The organism is Ponticaulis sp., assembly GCF_029210165.1.
GTDB lineage: Bacteria > Pseudomonadota > Alphaproteobacteria > Caulobacterales > Hyphomonadaceae > Ponticaulis.
In genome coordinates this window covers 756,982-780,466 of sequence record NZ_JARGNT010000001.1, presented here as the reverse complement: position 1 = coordinate 780,466, position 23,485 = coordinate 756,982, and the positions used below count along the sequence as shown (strand labels likewise).

General features: G+C 55.0%; 24 protein-coding genes. 12 read left to right on the top strand and 12 right to left on the bottom strand.

From position 1 onward, the window contains the following. Positions 1 to 27: 27 nt before the first annotated feature. From P1U45_RS03885 to P1U45_RS03865, 5 genes are all read right to left on the bottom strand, one after another. Positions 28 to 1,230, bottom strand: a complete 1,203-nt coding sequence (locus P1U45_RS03885; RefSeq protein ID WP_301057581.1) for an MFS transporter — start codon at positions 1,228 to 1,230, stop codon at positions 28 to 30. A gap of 97 nt (positions 1,231 to 1,327) precedes the next feature. Continuing rightward, positions 1,328 to 1,615: a hypothetical protein gene (locus tag P1U45_RS03880; protein ID WP_293609254.1), complete on the bottom strand. Its 288-nt coding sequence runs from the start codon at positions 1,613 to 1,615 to the stop codon at positions 1,328 to 1,330. Further along, positions 1,612 to 2,667, bottom strand: a complete 1,056-nt coding sequence (locus tag P1U45_RS03875) for a class I SAM-dependent methyltransferase (RefSeq protein ID WP_293609255.1) — start codon at positions 2,665 to 2,667, stop codon at positions 1,612 to 1,614. Before P1U45_RS03875 ends, P1U45_RS03880 begins: the two co-directional genes overlap by 4 nt. Next, positions 2,660 to 4,039 (bottom strand): MFS transporter, encoded by a 1,380-nt coding sequence (locus P1U45_RS03870; RefSeq protein ID WP_301057580.1) that lies wholly within the window; start codon positions 4,037 to 4,039, stop codon positions 2,660 to 2,662. Before P1U45_RS03870 ends, P1U45_RS03875 begins: the two co-directional genes overlap by 8 nt. After that, complete coding sequence (locus tag P1U45_RS03865; protein ID WP_301057579.1) at positions 4,036 to 4,977, bottom strand: hypothetical protein; 942 nt, start codon at positions 4,975 to 4,977, stop codon at positions 4,036 to 4,038. The genes P1U45_RS03870 and P1U45_RS03865 overlap by 4 nt, the downstream gene beginning before the upstream one ends. A gap of 191 nt (positions 4,978 to 5,168) precedes the next feature. Here P1U45_RS03865 and P1U45_RS03860 point away from each other — a divergent pair, with 191 nt between their 5' ends. Continuing rightward, positions 5,169 to 6,392: a serine hydrolase gene (locus P1U45_RS03860; RefSeq protein ID WP_301057578.1), complete on the top strand. Its 1,224-nt coding sequence runs from the start codon at positions 5,169 to 5,171 to the stop codon at positions 6,390 to 6,392. Positions 6,393 to 6,538: 146 nt separating this feature from the next. Here the strand turns inward: P1U45_RS03860 and P1U45_RS03855 are convergent, their stop codons facing one another. The 3 genes from P1U45_RS03855 to P1U45_RS03845 all read right to left on the bottom strand — a co-directional run bounded on the left by P1U45_RS03855 (position 6,539) and on the right by P1U45_RS03845 (position 11,546). Further along, positions 6,539 to 8,824: a TonB-dependent receptor gene (locus tag P1U45_RS03855; protein ID WP_293609259.1), complete on the bottom strand. Its 2,286-nt coding sequence runs from the start codon at positions 8,822 to 8,824 to the stop codon at positions 6,539 to 6,541. A 331-nt stretch (positions 8,825 to 9,155) separates the two neighbouring features. Next, positions 9,156 to 10,016: an isocitrate lyase/PEP mutase family protein gene (locus P1U45_RS03850; RefSeq protein ID WP_301057577.1), complete on the bottom strand. Its 861-nt coding sequence runs from the start codon at positions 10,014 to 10,016 to the stop codon at positions 9,156 to 9,158. A 12-nt stretch (positions 10,017 to 10,028) separates the two neighbouring features. Next, positions 10,029 to 11,546 carry an aldehyde dehydrogenase family protein gene (locus tag P1U45_RS03845; RefSeq protein ID WP_301057576.1) on the bottom strand — a complete coding sequence of 506 codons (1,518 nt, stop codon included), beginning with the start codon at positions 11,544 to 11,546 and terminating at the stop codon, positions 10,029 to 10,031. Between the two features lie 227 nt (positions 11,547 to 11,773). On the opposite strand from P1U45_RS03845, the gene P1U45_RS03840 reads away from it, so the two are divergent. Genes P1U45_RS03840 through P1U45_RS03830 form a run of 3 tightly spaced genes read left to right on the top strand, consistent with a single transcriptional unit; the run spans position 11,774 to position 14,106 of the window. Then, positions 11,774 to 12,520 carry a hypothetical protein gene (locus P1U45_RS03840; RefSeq protein WP_293609262.1) on the top strand — a complete coding sequence of 249 codons (747 nt, stop codon included), beginning with the start codon at positions 11,774 to 11,776 and terminating at the stop codon, positions 12,518 to 12,520. Positions 12,521 to 12,534: 14 nt separating this feature from the next. Continuing rightward, on the top strand, positions 12,535 to 13,452 hold the full coding sequence (locus tag P1U45_RS03835; RefSeq protein ID WP_301057575.1) for a polysaccharide deacetylase family protein: 918 nt from the start codon (positions 12,535 to 12,537) through the stop codon (positions 13,450 to 13,452). Positions 13,453 to 13,458: 6 nt separating this feature from the next. Continuing rightward, the gene (locus P1U45_RS03830) at positions 13,459 to 14,106 is read left to right on the top strand and encodes an isochorismatase family protein (RefSeq protein WP_301057574.1); all 648 of its coding nucleotides are present in this window, start codon (positions 13,459 to 13,461) and stop codon (positions 14,104 to 14,106) included. 108 nt (positions 14,107 to 14,214) lie between these two features. Here the strand turns inward: P1U45_RS03830 and P1U45_RS03825 are convergent, their stop codons facing one another. From P1U45_RS03825 to P1U45_RS03815, 3 genes are all read right to left on the bottom strand, one after another. Continuing rightward, a complete protein-coding gene (locus P1U45_RS03825) occupies positions 14,215 to 15,411 on the bottom strand; it encodes an NAD(P)/FAD-dependent oxidoreductase (protein ID WP_301057573.1) in 1,197 nt (398 codons plus the stop codon). Between the two features lie 40 nt (positions 15,412 to 15,451). Further along, positions 15,452 to 15,739, bottom strand: a complete 288-nt coding sequence (locus P1U45_RS03820; protein WP_293609266.1) for a DUF1330 domain-containing protein — start codon at positions 15,737 to 15,739, stop codon at positions 15,452 to 15,454. Between the two features lie 112 nt (positions 15,740 to 15,851). After that, complete coding sequence (locus P1U45_RS03815) at positions 15,852 to 16,319, bottom strand: Lrp/AsnC family transcriptional regulator (protein ID WP_293609267.1); 468 nt, start codon at positions 16,317 to 16,319, stop codon at positions 15,852 to 15,854. A 143-nt stretch (positions 16,320 to 16,462) separates the two neighbouring features. Here P1U45_RS03815 and phhA point away from each other — a divergent pair, with 143 nt between their 5' ends. From phhA to P1U45_RS03785, 6 genes are read left to right on the top strand one after another with little or no spacing between them, the layout of a single operon-like run. Then, positions 16,463 to 17,356, top strand: coding sequence for a phenylalanine 4-monooxygenase (phhA, locus tag P1U45_RS03810; RefSeq protein ID WP_301057571.1), 894 nt, complete (start codon positions 16,463 to 16,465; stop codon positions 17,354 to 17,356). 17 nt (positions 17,357 to 17,373) lie between these two features. Then, positions 17,374 to 18,480: a 4-hydroxyphenylpyruvate dioxygenase gene (gene hppD / locus P1U45_RS03805; RefSeq protein ID WP_301057570.1), complete on the top strand. Its 1,107-nt coding sequence runs from the start codon at positions 17,374 to 17,376 to the stop codon at positions 18,478 to 18,480. Then, positions 18,480 to 19,031, top strand: a complete 552-nt coding sequence (locus tag P1U45_RS03800) for a VOC family protein (protein ID WP_301057569.1) — start codon at positions 18,480 to 18,482, stop codon at positions 19,029 to 19,031. Before hppD ends, P1U45_RS03800 begins: the two co-directional genes overlap by 1 nt. Next, on the top strand, positions 19,031 to 19,690 hold the full coding sequence (maiA, locus tag P1U45_RS03795) for a maleylacetoacetate isomerase (protein WP_301057568.1): 660 nt from the start codon (positions 19,031 to 19,033) through the stop codon (positions 19,688 to 19,690). The genes P1U45_RS03800 and maiA overlap by 1 nt, the downstream gene beginning before the upstream one ends. Further along, complete coding sequence (locus P1U45_RS03790) at positions 19,687 to 20,697, top strand: fumarylacetoacetate hydrolase family protein (protein WP_301057567.1); 1,011 nt, start codon at positions 19,687 to 19,689, stop codon at positions 20,695 to 20,697. Before maiA ends, P1U45_RS03790 begins: the two co-directional genes overlap by 4 nt. Beyond that, entirely contained in the window at positions 20,694 to 20,984 is a 291-nt protein-coding gene (locus P1U45_RS03785; protein ID WP_366144962.1) for a 4a-hydroxytetrahydrobiopterin dehydratase, read from the top strand. The genes P1U45_RS03790 and P1U45_RS03785 overlap by 4 nt, the downstream gene beginning before the upstream one ends. Before the next feature lie 6 nt (positions 20,985 to 20,990). On the opposite strand, the gene P1U45_RS03780 is transcribed toward P1U45_RS03785, so the two are convergent. Then, positions 20,991 to 21,431 (bottom strand): Lrp/AsnC family transcriptional regulator, encoded by a 441-nt coding sequence (locus P1U45_RS03780; RefSeq protein ID WP_293609287.1) that lies wholly within the window; start codon positions 21,429 to 21,431, stop codon positions 20,991 to 20,993. 137 nt (positions 21,432 to 21,568) lie between these two features. Here P1U45_RS03780 and ald point away from each other — a divergent pair, with 137 nt between their 5' ends. Next, a complete protein-coding gene (gene ald / locus P1U45_RS03775) occupies positions 21,569 to 22,660 on the top strand; it encodes an alanine dehydrogenase (RefSeq protein ID WP_301057565.1) in 1,092 nt (363 codons plus the stop codon). A 195-nt stretch (positions 22,661 to 22,855) separates the two neighbouring features. Further along, complete coding sequence (locus tag P1U45_RS03770; protein ID WP_301057564.1) at positions 22,856 to 23,464, top strand: ECF-type sigma factor; 609 nt, start codon at positions 22,856 to 22,858, stop codon at positions 23,462 to 23,464. Positions 23,465 to 23,485: the final 21 nt, after the last annotated feature.

Here is a 23,485-nt window from a genome sequence, read left to right as displayed (position 1 = left end):
CCGAAAGCCGAGCCGACCGGTGTTCTATCAGGTCGGCTTGGCCAGCGGTGGTACAACGCGCATCCACACACCCATTGCAATCAGGCATATGAGCAGGATAACGCTACCGACGTAAAACGGTGCTGGCGGGCCTGCCATGTCATAAATGACTCCTGCAAACGCCGGTCCGATGACCCGGCCCAGACTACCAGATGACTGGACTAACCCGAGAGAGACGCCTTGCGCACGCGGCGGCGCGGAGAGCGATGTCAGGCCGGACATGGCTGGTGTGATCATGGAAAAGCCGATCGCAATCGTACACATGCCGATAAAGGCCTGAACTCTCTCCTGTGACGTCGCGAGAACGAACATGCCGAGGCTCAGAAACCCCAGTGAGACAAACAGCATGCCGCGCTCGCCGATTTTACGCGACAGGAAGCCCGCGGCACCCGCCTGACCGATTACACCAATTCCGCCCATAGCGGCGAAGTATAGCCCGATCCCGAACGGGGAGAGGCTCAGCACATCGTCCGCGAAGATGGCAAATGTGGCTTCCATCTTGGCCATGGCGATTGAAGAGACCAGCGACAGAAGAATAATAATGCCCAGTACAGGGTCACGCAGGACGGCCCAGCGGCTCATTTGCTGCGGCGCGTTCTCGCCCTCAGCCGAGCCGTCATCTTCTGGTCGTGTTTCCGGCAGGAAAATCTGGGTGATTACCGCGCCGATCAGCATCAGAGCGGCGCCTGCATAACAGACGCGGGCAAAGGCTTCAGGGCCAGGGTCACCGCCTGCAACGAAGCCGCCAATGGCCGGCCCCATAATGAAGCCAAGCGAGAAACCGGCGCCAACTGTTCCCATAACGCGCGTGCGGTTCTCAGGTGTTGAGATGTCCGCGGCTACGGCAAATGCGATGGAGAAGCTACCGGCAGCAAGGCCCGCCACAAAGCGTGCAAAGATCAGCGCCCATGGGGTTACGGCCAGCACGTTCAGCGCGGTGATGACGGCGCCCGCCGCTAGGCTGATGACCAGAAGGCGTTTGCGTCCGAACTGGTCGGATGCTTTGCCCCAGATCGGATTGGCGATGAGGTTGCCAAGGGAGAAAGACGCGATTGAGAGCGCGATTTCGGTGGCGTTCGCCTCAATGGCCTTTCCGTAGACTGCAAAAATGGGAAAGAGGAAGCCAAACCCTGCAATCGTTACAAAGTTGACGGCAATAATTGCGATCAGAGCTTTGGTGTTGAACGTCATGAAGTCACCGCGATTTGTAAAAATGGAACGCGGCACAAAAAAAAGCCGCCATTCTCTTTGCAGAAAATGGCGGCTTTCGGATTGGTTGATTTACCGTCTACTCGTCAGACGAAATTCCACCGAGCGAATTGAAAACGCGCTGCATGATGGCACGGCTACGCTCATCGAGCTTTGACTGAAGCGTTTCGTCTGGTGTGAAGGTGTCGATCTCTTCAGCGATATCGATACCGTGCTTTGCCAGAACCGCTTCGGTCACCATCTGACGGTCGTTCAGAACCCACACTTCTTGCGTGAGTGTCACAACAGCCTGTGCCAGACCGTTTACGTCGGTCTCAAGCAGCATGTTCCGTTGCGGCTTGTTGTAGGATTTAGGGTCGGCGCTCATTCCGGTTTGTGTCCTTGAACTACATAAGGGTATTTGAATGGATCGAAGGCTTTGGCCGTTACGTCGACAAACCCTGCATCACGCGCGATTTGCGCAAGATCGAGGCTGGCTGAGGCACGCCAGTGCGGTTCGCCGCCGTATTTTGCGCCGGCATCGGCACGCCACTGGGCGAGCTTGTCGAGATCGGCATAGCGGGTCACGTCGCTCATGATCATATCGCCGCCCGGCTTGAGCACACGGAAGGCTTCCTTGAAGAGCGCCTTGATCGTGTCCGCTGGAATTTCGTGCAGCAGAATGTAAGACGTGGCGAGGTCGAAGGTTTCGTCTTCAAATCCAGTGTCTTCGCCAGGTCGCTGGAAGAGCTTCCAACTCCAGCCGTTTGCATTGCCGAGGCGCTGCGCCTGCTGAATGGTTTTCAGAGACAGGTCGACGCCATAGATTTCTGCATCCGGATAGGTTTCCTGCAGCGCACGGGTGAAGTGCCCCGTAGAGCAGCCCATGTCGATGATCTTGTCATAGTGATCTTTTGGCGGGAGCGCAGCGACCATGCGGCGCTGGGCAAAAATGCCACCCGGGAAGGTCTTCGCGACAAGACGTGTGTGGACGATATCGGCGTGGATATAGCCCTGATAATCGTGTTCGTCCCAACCACCTGCGGTGCGGTGGAAATCTACGCCGTCCCAGTAAGCTGGTGCTTCTTTGTCTGGATTGGCTTCAACGGTAGAACCACCTTGTTCGAACTTTTTCAGGATCGGTTCCATTTCCTCACGCACTTCTTCGAAAGCGTGCTTGGCAACGAGACCGTGATGGGTCGCCATCCATTCGCCAACCGCTTGCGTTGCGCGATAGGCCTGGCTGGCGCCGAGGCTCTGCTGCATACGTGCATCGCGCTGGTCAAGGTCGTCCGGCAGGGCGTCAGGATCAGGAACGATCCTCTGGATTTCTTCCTCGACCGAGTCACGCAGGTCTGACATGCCAAACCCGAAATTGGCGAGAAAATCTACAGAAGCGCGGCCGCGCTGCCGTAGTCGGGCATGCAGTTCTTCACTCATTTTTCAGATCCTCTTCTTTCAGTTTATATCCCGACAGCAGGAAAATCGCGAGGAAGCCCATGACGACGGGGATATAGCAGTTGCCAAGCAGGAGGGCCTGGCGAATTTCTTCGGTTTGCATCGCTTCCGGCGCAATGTTCTTGTCGAACCCGGCAAAGCCGAGTGCGAGGCCGACAATCAGTGGGCCGAATGCAAACGTGAATTTTTCAGTGAAGCTGTAAAAAGCTGTGTAGACGCCTTCGCGGCGAACACCGGTTTTCTTGGCATCATGGTTGATGATGTCAGTGAGCATCGACATGGCCATGATGATGTTGCCGCTGGCCGAGAATGATACGAGCGCCATACGCAGCAGATATGCCCAGTCTGGCTCGTTCGCGTCGGCGATCACCCATGTTGCAGTAATGATGACATAGTTGGCCGCAGCGAGCATATAGGTCCGGCTTTTGCCGATACGTTTGGAAATCCAGACGACGACCGGTGCAAACAGCAGCGACATCGGGCCCACAACGAGGCCGGTCAGGGCCATCAGGTTCAGGTCTTTCTGCAGGACGTTCAATAGGAAGAACATACCGGCAGCTGCGGCGGAGGCGATACCAATCAGCTGAGCTGCTTTTACACCGAGAAGACGGATGAAGTGGCGGTTGCTCCAGACATGGCTCAATTCGTCCAGCATGCGCGGTGTGTGCGTGCCTGCTTCTGTGAATTTGGCATCTGCTGTCGTGCGCCATGCGTTGACCATGCTGAGCAGAATGATGATCGCGCCGGCCATGCCGATCAGCGCGTATGAAGACCATTCAAGACGGCCCATTTTTTCAAGAATCCAGGGCGTCAGTGCACCAGCGACCAGATTGGCAACCGAGATGAACATCATCCGGTAGCTGTGGATGGAGGACCGCTCGTGATAGTCCTCGGTCATCTCTGACGGCATGGACATGTAAGGCACGTTGAAGATTGTATAGCCGAGCGTGTAAATCAGCATGGCGATGAAGACATAGCCTGCACGCATCCACTCGCTATCGAATAGCGGTGTCGTGAAGATCAGCGCAAAAGAGCCGGCCGAGATCAGCGCGCCCCAGAGAAGGAACGGACGGCGGCGGCTTTTGCCCGAACGCAGAGAGTCACTCCAGCGCCCGACAATCGGGTCGGACAGGACATCGAAGATTTTAGTTACGAAGATCAGGCCGCCGGCGAGAGCCGGATTAATATGCAGAACGCTGATCATGTAGAACAGCGCCAGACCACCGATAGAGTTCATTAGGATCGCCACACCAAGCGCGCCGCTCGCCCAGCCGACTTTCACTTTTCGAGTGATGTCGGAAACGGGTGAAGGATTGTCGCTCTGCATCGGTACATCGTCTGTGATCGAGGTCATTTGGTCAGCGTCCTTACAATCGGATTATCTGTTTGCGCCCAGTCGTCGCCGACGGGGGCTTCGCCTGAAGCGGCGGCAGCCAGAAACGCAAGAATCTGCGTATTCAGCGTGTGAACAGCGTTTTGCGACTGGGCGCCCTCGGGCGTGATCCGGCCAAAAGCGCCGTTGAAGTAATGGTTCATGCCCTCGAAAACGAGCGCGTATCCGAGTCCCTCCTGACTAACCTCGAAGGCGTCCAGATGGGTTTCCCAGGCATCAATGAAGCCGGGAAGAATATCGGTGGTGCCGGTCACAAACAGCGTCGGCCTGTCGACTTTTGAGTATCCGTTCTGATCAATGCGGCCATCTAACTCTCCGGGTGGAGAGATCGCAATTACGGCGAGCGGATCGATGGCATTTTCCGGAAAATTGCTTGCGTTATCTGCAGCTTCTGCACCGCCTGCCAGCAGCGCGATCAGCCCGCCATAGGAGTGACCTGCTGCAAATTGACGTCCCGAAAAATTCAACCCGTCAAATTCGAAGCCGTCTTCAGCAAAACGGTTTGAGAGCACCAGATAATCTTCCACGCGGAGCGGCTGGCTATCTGTTGTCAGATAGGCTTCGCGGTCCGGATGTTCTTCAGAATCAACATGCTGGGGCGCAACCACGACATACCCGTTAATGGCCCAATCTGTGAGCAGCACGTCATATCGGTCATACGTTGCAAGATTGCCATGGGAGAAGACGATGACGTCGCAGGGTGTGCAGTCTGCCGTCGGGCGAAATACCCGATACGGAATTTCACGGCCATTTGCCGCCAGCTCAGTGCGATCGAGATAGGCGTAGCCTGCGGAGCTTTGTGCGGTCTCGGCAATTGGTGACGCGGGAGCTGTGCAGCTGGTGGTGACCAGCAGTAGAGCCGTAGCACATCCGATCAAACTGGTGCCTGCTCGCTGCAATTTCCTGCTCCTTCACCGTAAACAGAGCCGGCCAGGCCTGACCCTTGTTATTCTCACAACAACTTCGCATTACTGCGGGCGATACGAATGTGCTTTTCATGAGTATTCGCCTGACGAACTCCCCCGTTACCCCATGAGTCCGGTGCCTCGGGATCGCGTAGGTTGATGGTCTGGACAGAATAGGAGGCGATATGACGCTGAAACGATTTTTGATGGCCAGCTGCCTGATTGCGAGCGCTTGTGCGACACATGTCGAGCCGGAGACCGGACTTAGCGAAGAGGCCGCTGAGGCGATCTATCTGCAACGTTTTGATGCGCTACGCGACAGAACGGGCACCTCCGGTTTGCCGGCTTATGACAATCTGAAACCAATGGCTGGCGCCGCCGAGTTCGAGCCACTCGCTCGGGCTTCTGCGGAAACGGTTTTCGGGTCGGATACGCTCGAAGCCGCAACGAGCTATGCTGCGGCAAACAACTCATCATCCCTGATCATCTGGAAAGATGGTGCCATTGTCTCCGAAACATATTTTGGTGATGCGAATGCAGATACGCTTTTAGTGTCGAAGTCGCTGGCCAAGCCGCTGAGCGTGGTCGCTGTCGGGCGCGCTTTGCAAGAAGGTTATATTACCTCGCTTGACCAGCCTATGGCGGACTTCATCCACGAATGGCAGGGCACACCCAAAGAGACGATCCGTATCCGGGACGTGTTGGGCATGCATTCCGGTCTGTTGCCGCAAGCGGCCGCCTTTGAAGCTGACAATGTTCTGAACCGTGCGTATCTGCATCCGTATCATGACCGCGTAATCATCGAAGATTATCCGATGGTGGCCGAGCCGGGTGAGGTTTACGCCTACTCCAATGCCAATGGTGATCTCATCGCACCTCTGATCGAGCGCGCGACGGGCATGGGTTATGCGGACTGGCTGACGCAAGCTGTCTTCGAGCCGCTGGGCGCAAAAGGCGGTGAGATCTGGTTCAACCGTGATGGCGGAGTTCCACACTCCGGTTGTTGTGCGATGCTGCCAGCCGACACGTATCTGAGATTGGCAGTTCTGCTGGTTCAGAACGGAGAATGGGAAGGTGAGGCGTTATTGTCTCCTGAATTTATTGCAGAGATCAAAGCGCCGGGACCGGGATTTCCGAATGCGGGCATGGGTCTTTATCTCGGTACACCTTATTCGCCGCGTCTGAGCCCGGGTGGCCCCGACATTGAAGAAGGTGGTTACGGTACGCCTCAGTCAGAGCCGTTCCTTCGTGACGACGTTTTCTTTTTCGACGGAAACTCCAATCAGGTGGCCTATATGGTGCCGTCCGAGAATTTGGTGATCTTGCGCACAGGCTCATGGCCACCGGAAGAACCGGGCTGGGATAATGCGGTGCTGCCAAACCTGTTTCTTGGCGACCTTGAGGACTAAGTTTCCAGCCTTGCTATCTAATTGAAAAAGCCGCCCGTTGGGGCGGCTTTTTTGTTGGCTGTAAATGCTGGAGGTCTGAACCGCAGACAAAAGAAAGCCCGCCATGTTAGGCGGGCTTTCTGTTCTGATGACCTGGGGAAGGAGTATCAGAACGAGTAGCGTGCAGTCATGCCGAAGGAACGACGTGGTCCGTAGAACGTCTGGTATGTGTTGCCGAACGGGATGAGAACCACATAGGCGTTCGAGACATAAGACTCGTCGGTGAGGTTCTTCGCCCAGAGGCTGATATTGACGTTATCCCAGTCGAGACCAGCGCGTGCACCAAGCAGTGTACGTTCTGGAATTGTCGCGAGATTGGCAGACGTTGCGTAGAATTCGCTCTGCCATGTCAGGTCGCCGCGAACAGACCAGGTTGGACCGCCCCACATTGGCAGAGTGTCTTCCCATTGTGCGCCGAAGGATGCCTGTGTCTGCGGTGTCCGTTCAATGTCGTTGCCACCAACGTCGCCATCAGACGTACAGACAACATTGTCACACGGAGACGGCGTACGGCGGAAGCGCGCATCAATCGTGCCATCGCTGTAAGTGCCGTCAGCGTGAGAGAATGTACCGTCGAAGCTGAGATTGTCCGTTGCGTAGAACGCAGCGTCAAACTCGACACCCAGAACTTCCGCATTACCAAGGTTCAGCGTGATCGAGACAGCGTCCGGATCCGCAGAGCTCGGGTCAGGAGAGTTGATCTGAACGTCAGTCCAGTCTGTGTAGAACAGGGCGCCGTTCAGAACGAGGCGACCATCCATAAAGGTGTTCTTCGCGCCAAGCTCGTAAGTCCAGTTGAACTCTTCGTCGAAGACCTGGAATTCAGGTGCAACCGCTGTCGGGTTGAAGCCACCTGCTTTCGCGCCGCGCGCCGCAGAAGCATAGACCAGAGAGTAGTCTGTCAGGTCATGCTCAACAGTGAAGCGTGGTGTGACCGCAGTGAAGGTTTCTTCAAGTTGAAGGCCACTTGCATTGTTGGTCGCTGTCAGAGTTGTTTCAGACCAGCGCACTTCTGCACCGACGCGTGTCGCGCCGCCCGGAAGTGTATACTGACCTTCAGCGAAGAATGAGGTGACCTCTGTTTCCGTTGTGGAGTCAGTCAGCGGGAAGCGAACTGCGTTCGGGTCTTCACCGAGGCTGAACGTAGAACCCGCTGTGAGATTTGGAACCAGTACGTATTCGAACAGATAATCATCTGTACCGTCTGTGTAGAACGCGCCCAGAGCACCGCGGAAAGAGTCGCCAGTATAGTCCAGCTTCAGCTCGTGGGAGTCATAGGCAATTGCGCCGATAGGTGCGTTCTGGAACGTACAAGGACCGATACAATTGGTCTGATCTGGCACGGTCATGTTGGCGATATCAACTTCACCTTCGACACGGCCGAACATGTAGCTGAGTTCCAGATCATTTGTCAGATCGTAAGCTGTCCGGAAGCGGAAAATGTCTGTGTCTGACTGAACGCTGTAAGCGCGCGGATCGATAGCAACACTGTCCGTCGGGCCCGGAAGCTCTCCACAGAGCAGGCTTTCCTGGAAGTTACGTGTCGCGCCGCAATTCATCTGGAACGCGTTTTCAGCGTACTGGTTGTTTGCGCCCATTTCGCGGCTGATCGTGAAGTTGTAATAGCCGAATTCTGTGACCCAGCCGTCAATCGGCTCAGCAATCGCAGTAAAGGAGACAGACTCATTGTCCCAGCCGCCGGAGTTTCCGGTTGTGCCCGGGCTGATGCCTGCGTCAGCAAACGGGTGGGAGTTTTCCCAGGAGCCGTCATATTCTGAGTGAATGATAGAGGCGCCCATCGCGAAACGCTCGCCAATCGGGACAATGCCCGTCATGCCGACGTCAAAACGCTCATCATCACCGATAGTCGTAAAGATGTTGCCCGTTGGCGCGTCGAGACCAAGCTCTGCTTTGCGCGGGACATAGTTGATGGCGCCCGCAAACGCGTTGCGACCATAACGCGCTGATTGCGGGCCTTTGACGACCTCAATCCGTGCGATGGAAGATGTGCCAACATCCGTTGCCCATGAACGCGGCATGTAAATGCCATCGAAGAAGGTGGAGACGTTCGACTCAAGTGCTGTGACACGTGTCTGAGCCTGACCACGAATGACCGGTGTCGCAAAACCGCCGGAGAAGTTCTCGAAGCTAAAGCCGGACGTGAAGCGTGCAACGTCTTCAAGGCTTCCAATGCTTTTTGCATCCAGCGCGTCTTCATCGAGAGCGGTAATGGACAGTGGTACGTCCTGAATGCTCTCTGCGCGGGCACGAGTGGTCACCATGATGGTGTTCATCTGGCGAGGCGTTTCTTCCTCGGAAGCTGTGTTTTCCTGCGCATGAGCAACCTGAGGTATTGCAACCATTACGCTCAATGCAGCAGCCGAAAGCAACATAGCTTTTTGGCAAATTTTACTTAGTCTTTCCTTCATTGACGTTCGCCCTGTAACAAAGTTTGTCCCGTTGGCCTTGCCGTTACTTGAGAACAGAAGGCGAGATCGTGTGATCTGGAAAAAAGACTGTCAGAAATTGAGAAACTGCATGCAGACATGTTTCGTTTTATCGACATGCGAACATTTTCTCGAGCTGAGACGCTTGTGGAGGTTCAAAACAGAGTATTCGGCGCGCATTTGTTCAGCGCGCTGATCATCTATCAGTCATGACGACTTAAAAACCGGGTATTGAATGCAGGCGAGCGGAACCGGATTTGTCGCTCAGGCGTTCCTGTCAGTCACGGGCCCATTTTCGCTCGAAAGCATGAATGTCATCAAAACCGATCATTGATCCGAATTCCCTGAAGCTGAAAATGTCATCAGCCTCTCCGTCACCTGTTTCTTTTAAGTGTTGCAGTGCCCGCTCCATTGCCTGCGCGGCAACCAGACTGGTGAGGGATGGAAAAATAGCGATGGAATATCCGATGTCCTGAAGTTCGGACGCTTTCAGCAGCGGCGTTGACCCGCCATTGGCCATATTGACCATCATGGGCAGATCAAAGGTCGCGCACACTTTGTGCATTTCCTTTTCATCCAGAAGCGCTTCAGCGAACAGAATATCCGCGCCAGCTTCGGCGTAAGCGTCCAGCCTGCGGAGCACGCCATCCAGACCCTCGATCTGGCGGGCATCGGTGCGTGCGATGATCAGAAAGTTTTCTTTGTCATGTCTTGTGTCGGCGGCTACGCGAACCCGGTCGGCCATATCTGCATCAGGCACGATGCGTTTGCCGGGCGTATGGCCGCAGCGTTTTGGAAACTCCTGATCTTCCAGCTGAATGGCGGTGACGCCTGCGCGTTCATATCCGCGCACCGTGTGCTGAACATTCAACAAACCGCCATATCCGGTGTCCGCGTCCGCAATGACTGCACCATCGCAGACATCAACGAGCGTCTGCATGCTCTTTAACATGTCCGAATATGTCGCCAGACCGGCATCCGGCAAACCCATGGAAGAGGCGGTAAGCCAGTAGCCAGACCCGAACACGACTGGAAAGCCTACCTTATTGGCGATCTTGGCGGCGATCATGTCCTGAAGGCCGGGTACAATAAGACAGTCGTTTTCAGAAATTTTCTGTCGGAGGATCGGGTCTGCCATCGAGGCCTCTTTTTATACGACCGCGCAGACGGTTTTGGTTTCGAGGTAATTATCGAGCGCGGTAATGCCGCTATCCCGGCCATAGCCTGATTGTTTCACGCCGCCGATAGGAAGGGCCGCATCAAACATGGAGTGTGTGTTGATCCATACCGTACCGGCGCGCAACTGGCGGGACACTCTGTGCGCCGTCGAGAAATCGCGTGTCCAGATGCTGGAGGCGAGGCCGAAGCTTGTGTCATTTGCCCAATTCAGAGCCTCGTCCATTTCGGTGAATTTCTGCGCTACGAGTACGGGGCCAAACACTTCATCCTGTGCGATCGGTGAGCTGGTGCTGACATTGCCGACGACAGTTGGCTTTATGAAGGTGCCATTATCACCGCAGCGGCCGCCGCCAAGAATCTGTGCGCCATCGCTGCGGGCGCCTTCAACATAGGCTTCAATCCGGTCTGCCTGTTTGCGAGAGACAACCGGACCCATAGCCGTCTGACGGTTCAGCCCGTGTCCAAGCTGCATTTCTGCGCCATAAGCGGCGATGCCTTCGATCACCTGATCATAAATGTCAGCGTGAATGAAGGCGCGCGAGTTAGCGACGCAGACCTGACCGGCATTAAAGAAAATGCCGTTTGCAAGGCCGGGGATAGCCAGATCAAGATCTGCATCTTTCATCACGATAGCGGGTGATTTTCCGCCCAGTTCCAGTGAGATGCGTTTCAGATTAGATTTGCTGGCGTCAACAATAGCCCGCCCGGTTTGCGTGGAGCCGGTAAATGCAATCTTGTCGACATCCATATGCGATGCGAGGGCTGAGCCAGCTTCATGGCCATAACCGGTGACCACATTCAAAACGCCCGGTGGCAGGCCTGCTTCAAGCGCCATCTCACCTAGCTTGATAGCTGTGAGAGAGGTCTCCTCAGACGGTTTCAGAACAACTGTGCAACCCGCTGCCAAGGCTGGTGCAATTTTCATTGCGGTCAGAACGAGTGGCGAGTTCCATGGGACAATTGCGCCGACAACGCCGACCGGCTCTTTCAAAGTCCAGCTGTGAACGTCGCGTCCTTCCGGCTGATACTCGACCGAATTGTTGATGGTCTTGCCTTCTACCGCATGGCAGAGGCCCGCAAAGAACCGAAACTGTTTTGCGGCGCTTGGAATCTCGGCCCAGCGGGAAACGGAATAAGGCTTGCCCTGATCAAGGGTTTCAAGCTCCGACAATTCTTCAATATTTGCATCAATGAGGTCGGCGATCTTGTGCAGAACTTCGGCCTTCTGGCGCGGGGTCATCTTGCCCCAGACAGGCAGTGCGGCGCGTGCAGAGTTTACCGCCTCGTTCACGTCAGCTTCTGTGCCGCGCTGTAGATAAGCGATGGTCGTGCCGTTGGCCGGGTCCAGTACGTCAATGGTTTCGCTCTGGCTGGCTTCGACCCAATTGCCGTTGATCAGCATTTTCTGAGTTTGCGGCTTTTCCAGAAGGGCGGATACGAATGGTGTTTCTGGCGCGCTGGCGGGCAGTATGCTGGTCACGGTGCTCATCTCATCCCTTCATCAGTCGATTTGAAGCAAAATGAGCCAGTTTCTCTGCGGATAAGCGCCCCGGATTCTGTCGATGTTCGCCTGCCGAATTTCGTCTCTCGGCGTTGCTATTCAGCTGGCGAACAAACTCAGCTTCGCCGCACACATCCCGTCTGATCAGCGCAATAGTGACGCCAATCAAGTCGCTTCATGGAGCGGCATTGGTCTGCAAGGATTGGAGCAAGCAGATGACAGATTCTCTCGGTTTCAGAAAAAAGTTTGCGGTCATCGCGCCGTCGACCAATACGAGCGTTCAGCCTGAATATGATGATATGCGCCCATATGGTGTGACCAATCACTTCGAGCGTATTCATATCCCGGACACGAAGGTTTTCGACGACGATTCCTTCATGGAAATGATCAACAACATCCGCAACGCGACGATGGATAGTGTTGATACCGCGATGACGATGGACCCGGACTGCGTGGTCATGGGCATGTCAGCGGAAACCTTCTGGGATGGCGCGGATGGCGCTGAACGTCTCCAGAAGAAGATGGAAGAAAAGACAGGCGGCGTGCCGGTCGTTATGGGCTCTCACGCGGTAGAAGCGGCGATCAAGGCTTATGGCGGAATCAAAAAGCTCGGCATCGTGACGCCATACGCCCCTGTTGGTGATGCCAACGTAAAACGCTTCTTTGAAGATCTGGGCTATGAAGTGGTCCACATTAAGGGGCTGGCTTCACCATCTCCTATGCTTATCGCGCACGAGCCGCCGCAAAAGCTGAAGCATGCTGCGATCGAAGTCTCTGAAGGTGTGGACGCTATTATTCAGGCTGGCACAAACCTCGCCTTTGGCAAGGTCGCGACAATGGCCGAGTTCTGGCTGGAAAAGCCGGTTATCGCAATCAACACCGCCACTTATTGGCACGCCCTGCGCACGAACGGCATCAATGACCGTATGCCGGGCTTTGGCCACCTCCTCGAAAACTGCTGATCGAAAGACAAGACATGTTGGAATATGATTATGTCCCGCTTCCAAAGCGCGGCAAACTTGAATGGCCAAATGGTGCGCGCGTCGCGCTGATCCTGACCTTCAATATGGAAACCTGGGATCTCATCAAAGATACCGATGAGCCATATTATGCAGGTGGTCCGCCAAACCTTCCGGCCGTTCTACCGGGCAATAAGCCGGACTATCCGAACTATACCTGGCGCGAATACGGCCAGCGTGTCGGTATCTGGCGTCTCATCAAACTGTTTGACGAGATGGGCATTCCAGCGAGCTGCACGACCAATGCGGTAACATTTGAACGCCGCAAGGACATGACAGATGCTGTGCTTGAGCGCGGTTGGGAGCTTCTGGCTCACAACTGGGAGCAGGGCGAGCTGCTGACAGACTACGCGCATGACGAACCGGCAGAACGTGACATCATCGACCGTTCTATTGCGATGTATGAGAAGCATGTCGGTAAGAAGCCTAAAGGCTGGCTGTCTTCGTCTCTACGCGGCACGCTGCACACAGCGGGCATTCTGAAAGAGCACGACTTCAAATTCTATTGCGACATCATGAATGACGATCAGCCATTCCTCATTCGCACGGAAGCCGGTCCAATCGTTTCTGTTCCTTACTCAAACGAGATCAATGACTTCACGCTGTTGTCCCGCCGTAGCTATACGACGACAGAATATCGCGACGTTCTCATTGAAGAACTGAACGTGCTCTATGCTGAAGCCGCGGAAACAGGCCTCATCATGAATGTCGGCCTGCACCCGCACGTGTCTGGCCGCGCTCACCGCATTCGCGCGCTTCGTGAGTTCATTGCTCATGCGAAGTCTCTTCCGGGTGTGTGGTTCGCGACGCGAGAGGAAATCGCAGATCATTACATGAAGGTCCATGAGACTCACATTCCAGGTCAGCTGGGTTAGTCTCAGATGTCAGCGCTGGATGATGATTACAAAAAGGCGGGATTTGGCGGCAGGCTGGAATTTGGTTCCAGCCCGGCGCTGCTGATCGTTGATGTCTGCCGTGCCTATGTCGATCCGGCGTCGCCCCTCTATGCGGGGCCGGACGCTGAAACGGCCCTGCAGAACAATGTCGCCTTACGTGACCGTGCACGCGAGCTTGGCTTGCCGGTGATCTTTACCGAGGTGAAGTATCATTCATCCGGCGTGGATGGTGGTCTGTTCTTCAAAAAGGTTCCGGCGCTGAAGCATTTCGTCGCCGGTCATCCTATGGCTGCGTTTCAGCCAGAGCTGACGCCTGAGGGGGCGGATATTCTGGTAACCAAGCAATATCCGTCTGCATTCTTTGGAACGTCGCTGGCGGCAATGCTGACCGCTATGCATGTCGATACCCTGCTCATTACGGGATATTCGACCTCGGGCTGCGTGCGCGCCAGCGTTCTGGATGCATTGCAAAACGGCTTTGTGCCCTTCGTTGTCGAGGATGCCTGTGCTGACCGCGCCGAGGGGCCGCACGCCTCCAACATCTTCGATCTAAAATCCAAATATGCCGAAATTGTCAGCACGGAAGAGGCATTGTCTCTGATGGTGGGCAGTTCGGAGAGGCCCTCCCGCTAGCGTTTCCCTATCCCCAAGAAACTGCGGCGCTAGCAGTAAATGCCGGATCCTGATGGATCCGGCATTTTTCTTATTGGGGGTGGGGAGTTGGGGGAGGTGAAGCGCCGGTCAGTCGATGCTGGCTTCGAGAGCGCGGCTCTGGAACATGGCCTGGCCCAGCAGATAGTCGCGGCGACGTGTATCGTCCGCGAGGATATCAGTCAGTTCCTGCTGGTAACGCTTCTGGCCATCGGCGTCTTTGTCTTCGAGCGCCTTTTTGTTCTTGATGGTCTGTGCCTGAACGAAGGCGCGCATGACGCCCTGACGCTGGCGTTCATATTTCTGAAGCGGGGCAATATGGTCACCGCCCGACAGCAAGACGTTGCGTAGCCTATCGGTGAGATTCCAGACATCATGAATCCCTGAGTTCATTCCGAATCCGCCCAGAGGATTGTTCAGGTGTGCGGCATCGCCGGCCAGAATGATCCTGTCGGTAAAATAGCTTTCGGCGACGCGCTGGTGCACGCGATAAATCGTGCGGTGTTCAGTGACGACCTCGGGATCATTGATCAGATGCTGGAAGACTTCACGCTTTTTCTCGTCCGAGACGATGTAACCGTCATCGCCATCATGTGCAGGCACGAGCACCCGCCAGACGGACGGCACTTTGAGAAGGACCATCCATTCATCCGGATCGGCGACATAGTTCACGAACGCCAGATTTTCGAAATAGTCCTCAAGCGGACGTGTCGTGCTGAAGGTCACGAACTTTTCGGGATAGGTGAAACCCTCAAATCCGGTATTCAGCCATTTGCGTACGGTTGAGCCTGCCCCATCACAAGCGATGACGAAGTCGGCGCGATATGTCTCGATATCGCGTGTTGTTTCCACCTTCAGTGTCACGCCAGAACCATCCTGCTCGACTGTCAGAACGCGGCGTGAGAACAGGACTTCGCCATTTGGATGATCGGCGAGTTTCGCGGTTAGCAGACGGGCGAGTTTGAATTGCTCGCACTGAAGCCGGTAGGGATAGTCCGTCATGTCCTGAAGTTCGGTCAGGTCAAAGGCGAAAGTCTCACCAGACTGGCGGTTTCGATACTGATAGACAGGCGCTTTCAGGCCCATGTCGATCAGGTCGTCTACAATGCCAAACTCATTCAGCATTTCGAGTGTGGGCGGGTGCAGTGTGGAGGCCCGAAGGTCTTCCGGGCAATCCGGATGGGCTTCCAGCAGGATGACGTCCACGCCCATTTCAGCGAGACGCCAGGCGGCGACGCTGCCCACAGGGCCGGCGCCTACAACAATGACTTTTGCAGTTTTGGTCACGACAGAACGACCTTTGTTTTAAGTGGTGACGGGGAGAAGATCAGACGACGATCAGGCGCATGTCGACGATAGCAGCGCCTTTGCGTTTGGCTTTGCCGTCCAGATAGACCGGATCGTTCACATAGGCTTTTGCAGAGTCCGCATCAGGGAACTTGCTGACGACGACGCGCTGATCGTCAGGTGCGCTGCCCTCAAGCATTTCCGTGATGGAGCCTTTGACGATGCTCTCACCGCCATACTTTTCTGAAACGCCTTCGATTGTCTTCGAATATTCCTTGAAGGCGGTCATGTCCGAAATGGAGACGGTGGCGACGATGAATGCTGGCATAAAAGGCTCCGTAGGTGGGTGCTTGCCATGCACACTACGGGTCTCGCGAACCGGTTCAGCGATAAATCAAAGAGTGTTCGGTGGGTGGATAGAGCGCCGCCCCGGGCGCTATTTAGTCGTGTTCGCGAATGGGAAGCTCTGTAGAGTATTTGTGCTGGCGAAGTGCGATCTGTGACGTCGCCGACGCCACGCTCTTATGAGAGAGGATTTGCTCCATCAGGAGCTTTTCAAAATCGGCCACGCTCTCGACCCGTACCTTCAACGAATAATCATGCGCGCCGGTAACTGAATAGCACTCCATGATTTCCGGTGTGCGTCTGACAAAATCCAGAAAACTATCGCGGTCCACGCGGTCATGGCTCTTCATATCAATGGAAACGAACACACAGACCGGAAAGCCGACAGCAACTGGGTCCAGGAGCGCGACGCGTTTCTGGATCGTGCCCGCTTCTTCCAGATCGGTAATGCGTCGCCAGAGCGTTGTCGCGGATACGCGCGTTGCGTCCAGCATGTCCTGTCGGCTGAGGCTGGCGTCAGATTGAAGGACTTTCAGGATTTTACGATCAGTTTTATTGAGCACGGTATTCTCTAAATATGTTCCGAAATATCGCTCAAATAGAAACATATGTTTCAAATATTTACAATGAATGGTTTGTTTTGGACCACGTGTTTCACCGCTTCCTGTTATTCTGATTCAAAATAAAAAGAATACGGGAGAGGAATATGGCTTCAGTCCAAGGACTGACCAAAAACCGCTATGCTGACGCCCCGCGCAATGCTGACTACACAATTGACCAGCGCTGGGACACCTACACAGCCGCCGAGCACAACCGGTGGGACCGCCTGTTTAAAATCATGGCGGACCGCGTTGTCGGGCGTGCGTGCAAGCCTGCGTTAGACGCGATTGAGACGCTGCGCCTGTCTGAAGGCGGCATCCCGAACATGGAGAAGCTGAGCGACCAGCTGGAAAAGAAAACCGGCTGGCGCGTCGTGCCTGTAGCCGAGCTGGTGCCGGATGAGGTCTTCTTTGATCACCTCGCCAATCGCCGCTTTCCGGCTGGCGCTTTTATCCGCCCTGAAGAGGAGTTCGAATACCTTCAGGAGCCGGACATTTTCCATGATATTTTCGGCCATGTTCCAATGCTGGCAGACCCTGTGTTTGCCGAGTTCATGGAAGCCTATGGCAAGGGCGGGCTGCGTGCGATGCAGCGCGGGCAGTTGCACAATCTGGCTCGTCTCTACTGGTATACGGTAGAGTTCGGCCTCATCCGCGAGGCAGGTGAGTTGCGTATTTTTGGTGCCGGTATTCTGTCCTCGCCGAAGGAAACCGTTTTCGCACTGGAAGATGCCTCACCCAACCGGATCGCCTTCGATCTGGAGCGGATCATGTGCACCAAATACATTATCGACGACTTCCAGAAGACCTATTTCGTGATCGACGATTTTCAGGCGCTTCTGGATGCCTGTTACCGCGATTTTGATCCGATTTACGACGATGTGCGCGGTCGGCCGGCTATCGAACCTCACGAAATCACAGACGCTGACCGCCTCATCCATCGCGGCACACAAGACTATTTTCGCGCCAGGGCGGCGCGCCATCACGAACATACTGAATAAGACGAGAGGAAACTTTCATGCCTGACCTGTTTGAGAATCCCGCTGGCCTTGATGGCTTTGAATTCATCGAATTTACCGCGCCGGAAAAAGGTATTCTGGAGCCGATCTTCGAGACGATGGGCTTCACCCGTGTCGCAACCCACCGCACCAAAGACGTCGAACTGTGGCGTCAGGGCCAGATCAATCTGATCACCAATTACGAGCCGCGCTCTCCGGCCTGGTTCTTTGGTCGCGAGCATGGCCCGTCTGCGTGTGGCATGGCGTTTCGTGTTAAAGATGCGCGCAAAGCCTATGAGGGCTTGATCGAACGCGGCGCAGAGCCGGTCCGTATGGATGTCGGCCCTATGGAGCTGTCTATTCCGGGCATTCGTGGCATTGGCAATTCGATCATTTACCTCGTCGACCGATATGACAGCGGTAAGGGTGAGCTTTCCATCTACGACATTGATTTTGAGTATCTTCCAGGTGTGAACCGCCATCCGGCGGGTGCAGGCTTTAATGAGATCGATCACCTGACGCACAATGTCTATGGTGGCCGCATGAAGTACTGGGCGGACTATTATGAGAAGCTCTTCAATTTCCGCGAAATCCGCTATTTCGACATTAAAGGCGAGTATACTGGCCTCACCTCCAAGGCGCTGACTGCGCCGGATGGCCGTATCCGCATTCCGCTGAATGAAGAAGGCAAGGGCGGCGGCGGCCAGATCGAAGAATTCCTTCGTGAATTCAATGGCGAAGGTATTCAGCACATTGCGCTCATCTGTGATGACCTTATCGCGTGCTGGGACCGGCTGAAAGCGAATGGCGTGCCGTTCATGACAGCGCCGCCGGACACATATTACGAAATGCTCAGCGAGCGTTTGCCTGCACACTGTCGTGATGAGGCTGAACTGAAAACTCGTGGTATCCTGCTTGATGGCACGACAGAAGGCGGTCAGCCGCGTCTTCTTCTGCAGATCTTTGCAGAGCCGCAGGTTGGCCCGGTCTTCTTTGAGTTCATCCAGCGCGTTGGTGACTATAAAGACGGCTTTGGCGAAGGAAATTTTAAAGCTCTGTTCGAGAGCATTGAGCGTGATCAGGTCGCGCGCGGCGTGATCGGGGATAAGACAGAGGAGCCTGCATAATGGCTGCTCCAAAGCTTGGCGGCGTGCACCACGTCGCCTATCGCTGCAAGGATGCCAAAGAGACGGTAGAGTTCTACCGCGAGGCTCTTGGCATGGATTTCCAGCTCGCCATTGCTGAAGACCATGTGCCATCAACCGGCGCTTACGATCCATACATGCACATCTTTCTGGATGCCGGGAATGGCAATGTTCTGGCCTTCTTTGAACTGCCTGAACAGCCGGACATGGGGCGTGATCAGAACACGCCGGAATGGGTTCAGCACATCGCTTTCAAAGTCGCGACCATGGACGAATTGCTGTCGGCAAAAGAGCACCTTGAGGGCATGGGATTAAAAATTTTGGGCCCTACCCATCACGGTATCTTTAAATCGATCTATTTCTTTGATCCTAACGGGCATCGTCTTGAGCTCGCCTGCGATATCGGCACCGATGAGCAGTATACGGAGTTGAAGCGCGTCGCCCCGGACATGATTGACGAATGGTCAGCAACAAAAAAAGCACCTCGCCACGCAGCGTGGTTGCATGAGCTCGGGAAGGAAGCAAAACCATAATGAGGCTACATGGCTATTACCGATCCTCTACCAGTTATCGCGTGCGCATCGCACTCAATCTCAAAGGGTTGAATTACGATATTCAGCCGGTCGATATAGCCAGAGGCGAACAGAAATCGGATGATTTCAGGCGCCTGAATCCTCATGCTGGTGTTCCGGCATTGGTGACAGATGATGAAACGGTACTCGCCCAGTCGCTGGCTATTCTGGACTGGCTGGAGGAGCAAAACCCCGAACCGTCATTCTGGCCCGAAAACGCACGAGAGCGCCAGATTTGCCGCGAACTCACCTATGCCATAGCAACGGAAATCCATGCGCCGTGCAATCTTCCGGTTCTGACTTATCTCGAAACCGAGTTCGGCGCGGATCAGCAAGCGAAAGAAGCCTGGAACCAGCGTTGGATGCACAAAACAATGTGCGGGCTGGAAAGACGCCTGTCGCGTGAAATGACCGGAGATGCCGCTTTGCCATTCGGTCGTCCGACAGCGTTTGAAGTGCTTCTCATCCCGCAACTTTATAATGCCCGCCGCTGGAAGGTGGATCTGGCGCCGTTTCAGGCGCTTCGGGCGATTGATGATCATTGTCAGACGCTGGACGCTTTTAAGCGCGCCCACCCGGACGAACAGCCTGACTCACCTGATAAAGGTCCTGCTACATGAAACTTGCTACACTCAAAGATGGTAGCCGCGATGGCCGGTTGGTCATTGTCTCGAAAGACCTCACACGCGCAACGGATGCGGCGCGAATTGCGCCCACGCTGCAGGCGGCTCTGGATGACTGGGAACATGTCGCGCCGCGCCTGATGCGCCAGGCTGAAGGTGTTGAGCTTGGCTCTGTGCCGACGTTTCGCTTCCACGAGCACGACTGTGAAAGCCCGTTGCCACGCGCCTATCAATGGGCCGATGGCTCTGCCTATATCAACCATGTTGAGCTGGTGAGAAAAGCGCGCGGCGCCGAAGTGCCGGAAAGCTTCTACGACGACCCGCTCATGTATCAGGGCGGTTCGGATGCCTTCCTCGGCCCGCGTGATGATATTCCGCTCGGTGACGAGGCATGGGGCTGCGACATGGAAGGTGAAATCGCGGTCATCACCGATGATGTGCCAATGGGCGTCAGCGAGGCTGAGGCCGCCGACCATATCAAGCTGATCATGCTCTGTAATGACGTGTCGCTGCGCGGGCTTATTCCGCCGGAGCTCGCGAAAGGCTTTGGCTTCTTCCAGTCCAAGCCGCCTGGTTCGTTCTCGCCGGTTGCTGTTACGCCGGACGAGCTGGGTGATAAATGGAAGAACACGCTCGTCCATCTGCCGTTTCATGTCGACTATAATGGCAAGCCGTTCGGCCGCGCGAATGCGGGTGTCGATGCGACCTTCTCTATGGCGCGCCTGGTTTCCCATGCTGCCAAAACCCGTCCATTGACGGCGGGTACGGTTATTGGGTCTGGCACAGTGTCCAACAAGGATGCTGATGGCGGCGCTGGCCGACCGGTAGCAGAGGGCGGTCTCGGCTATTCCTGCATCGCCGAAATCCGGATGATCGAAACAATTGCGAACGGAAAGCCATCCACTGCGTTCATGAAAGCAGGAGATGTCGTCCGCATGGAAATGCTGGACGGGAAAGGGCATTCAATCTTCGGTGCCATTGAACAGACCGTAGTGGAGGTATGATGCAAACGCTGACCGAGACCGAAATCAAGACACTGTGCGCGCTGAAGCCCGGCTGGGCGCTGTCAGAGGACGGTAAGTCCGTATCGGCCAAAGTCGAGTTTGATGACTTTGTAGAGGCCTTTGGCTTCATGACGCGCATTGCATTTTTTGCGCATGAGCAGGACCACCATCCTGAATGGTCTAATGTCTATAATCGCGTTGAAATCCTGCTCTCAACGCATGATGCGGACGGGCTGACCGAGCGTGATATGAAGCTCGCAAAGTCGATCGAAAACCTGCTGAAATAGCCGGTATCAGGTTTGCGCCGTCACCGCGCGCAGAGCAAAGTGTGAACTGATCCGCGATACGCCTGGCAGAGATGTCAGGACATCGCGGTGAAGGCGTTCATAGGCCGCCGTATCGCTCACCTGAACCAGCATGAGATAATCATAGCTGCCGGACATGAGATAGCATTCGGCAATTTCCGGAACGGATTGCACGGTCAGCTCGAACGTCTGGATGGTTTTGTTATCCTGTTTGTCCAGCGTTACCTGAACGAAGATGTTCTGGTTACGCCCTACAGCGTCCGGATTAAGGATAACGGTATAGCCCGTGATCACGCCTTCGCTCTCAAGCCGCTTGAAGCGTTTATGGCAGGCTGACGGAGACAAATTGATACGCTGGGCGAGCTCCGCGTTGGTCAGGCGTCCGTCTTCCTTCAGACACGCGATAAGCGCGTGGTCGTATTTATCCAGTTCGATAATGGAATATTCTCCAAATTTCTCTTACGGAGAAATATTATACGTCAAATTTCTTAATCTGTAACATAATTCGAAGGCTATTTCTTGAATTATGTGGTAGATTGTCCTCATGTTCAGCATGGAGTGCAGACATGAAGGTTGGTTCGCCAAAGGAAATTAAAAATCAGGAATATCGCGTAGGCCTTACACCGGCAGGCGCGAAGGAACTGGTTGATAATGGCCACGATGTCATCATCGAAACTATGGCAGGTGATGCCATCGGTTTCAGCGATGAAGCTTACGTCACAGCGGGCGCGTCTATCGCTGCCACTGCCGACGACGTTTTCGAGTTTGCAGATCTGATCGTGAAGGTGAAAGAGCCTCAGCCGGTCGAGATTGAAAAGCTCCAGCCAAAGCACACGCTGTTCACCTATCTTCACCTGGCTCCGGACCCTGTTCAGTCCCGCGGCCTGATGAAAAGCGGTGCAATCTGCATTGCGTATGAGACGGTAACCGACCGTCAGGGTAAATTACCGCTTCTGGTTCCAATGAGCGAAGTTGCAGGCCGTCTTGGTACGCAGGTCGGCGCGCAGCTTCTGCAGATTAATAATGGCGGCCCGGGCATTCTGCTTGGCGGCGTCACCGGTACTTCTACAGCGAAGGTCACCGTAATTGGTGGCGGTATCGCGGGTACGAACGCGGCTATGATGGCGATTGGCCTTGGCGCCGATGTGACCGTTCTGGACCGCTCTACAGAGCGCCTTCGCGAGCTACACGCTATTCTTGATGGCCGTGCGAAGCTTCGTTTCTCAACATCCAGCTCCGTCTCTGAAGCGGTTCGCGACTCTGATCTGGTGATCGGTTCCGTTCTTATTCCGGGTGCATCTGCGCCGAAGATCGTTTCCGCTGAAGACATCAAGGCGATGCGTGCTGGCAGCGTTGTTGTCGATATCGCGATTGACCAGGGCGGCTGTTTCGAGACGAGCAAGCCAACCTCTCACAAAGAACCCACTTACATTGTCGATGGCGTGACGCATTACTGCGTGACTAACATGCCTGCGCTGGCTGCGCGCACTGCAACCGAAGCGCTGAGCAATGTCACCCTGCCATTCGCGCTGCAGCTGGCAAATAAAGGCACAGACAAAGCGCTCGCTGATAACCCGTTTCTTGCTGAAGGCCTGAATGTGAAGGCCGGAAAGATTACCCACCCCGAAGTGATCCGCTCATTGAATTTCTCTGAGTAGGTCCAACCTCCCCCCAGAAAGAGCAGGCCCCCAAGGCCTGCTCTTTTTTGTTGTGCGCCCACCAAATAGGAACCGATTGGCGTTAAACAGGTTTTCTATTCGAAATACCTGAAGAACATGCCCGGATTACTTGCGTGCAAGCCTTGGAAGTCTAGTATGATCTTTAAGTAGAAATTCTGGGTATCAGGCAGGTGTATGGCTTCTTCGACAGGTAACTCATCAGGCGCTGCTGGACGTGAACCGTTCAATGCAAGCGGCTATGATGAAGCTGTCGCGCAGGCCTCTGCAGAGCTGTTCGAGAACAATTATGACGAGCTTCTCGCGATTGCCCGGCGGTTAAGGCGCCGTCGCAGCCTGTCTGAAACGCTGAACACGACGACGCTCGTCCATGAAGCTTTTCTGCGTCTCAGTCAGAAACGGAAATTCGTAGACGACCAGCATTTCTTTGCTTCGGTCACGCTCGCTATCCGTCACACGCTGATCGACCATGCCCGTAAGGGCGGGGACAATGCCGCGCCACCTGAGGCTATCGGCGACAATATCGATGACATGGATATTGAGGGCGACAATCAACTTTCGCCGGAAGATGTGATCGCCGTGCGTCAGGGGCTAGAATTCATCGCCGAGCATGATCCGCGCCTCGTACGGGTGGTGGATTGCCGCTATTTCGTCGGGCTGACGCTGGAGGAAACGGCGCTCGTGCTCGACATGAATGAGAAAACAGTCCGCCGGGACTGGGTGAAGGCGAGAGCCATGCTGCGCTCGCATCTGGCATCAGGTCAGACAACCCGAATGCCGGACTGAACACGCTGAAATCTGCAAATT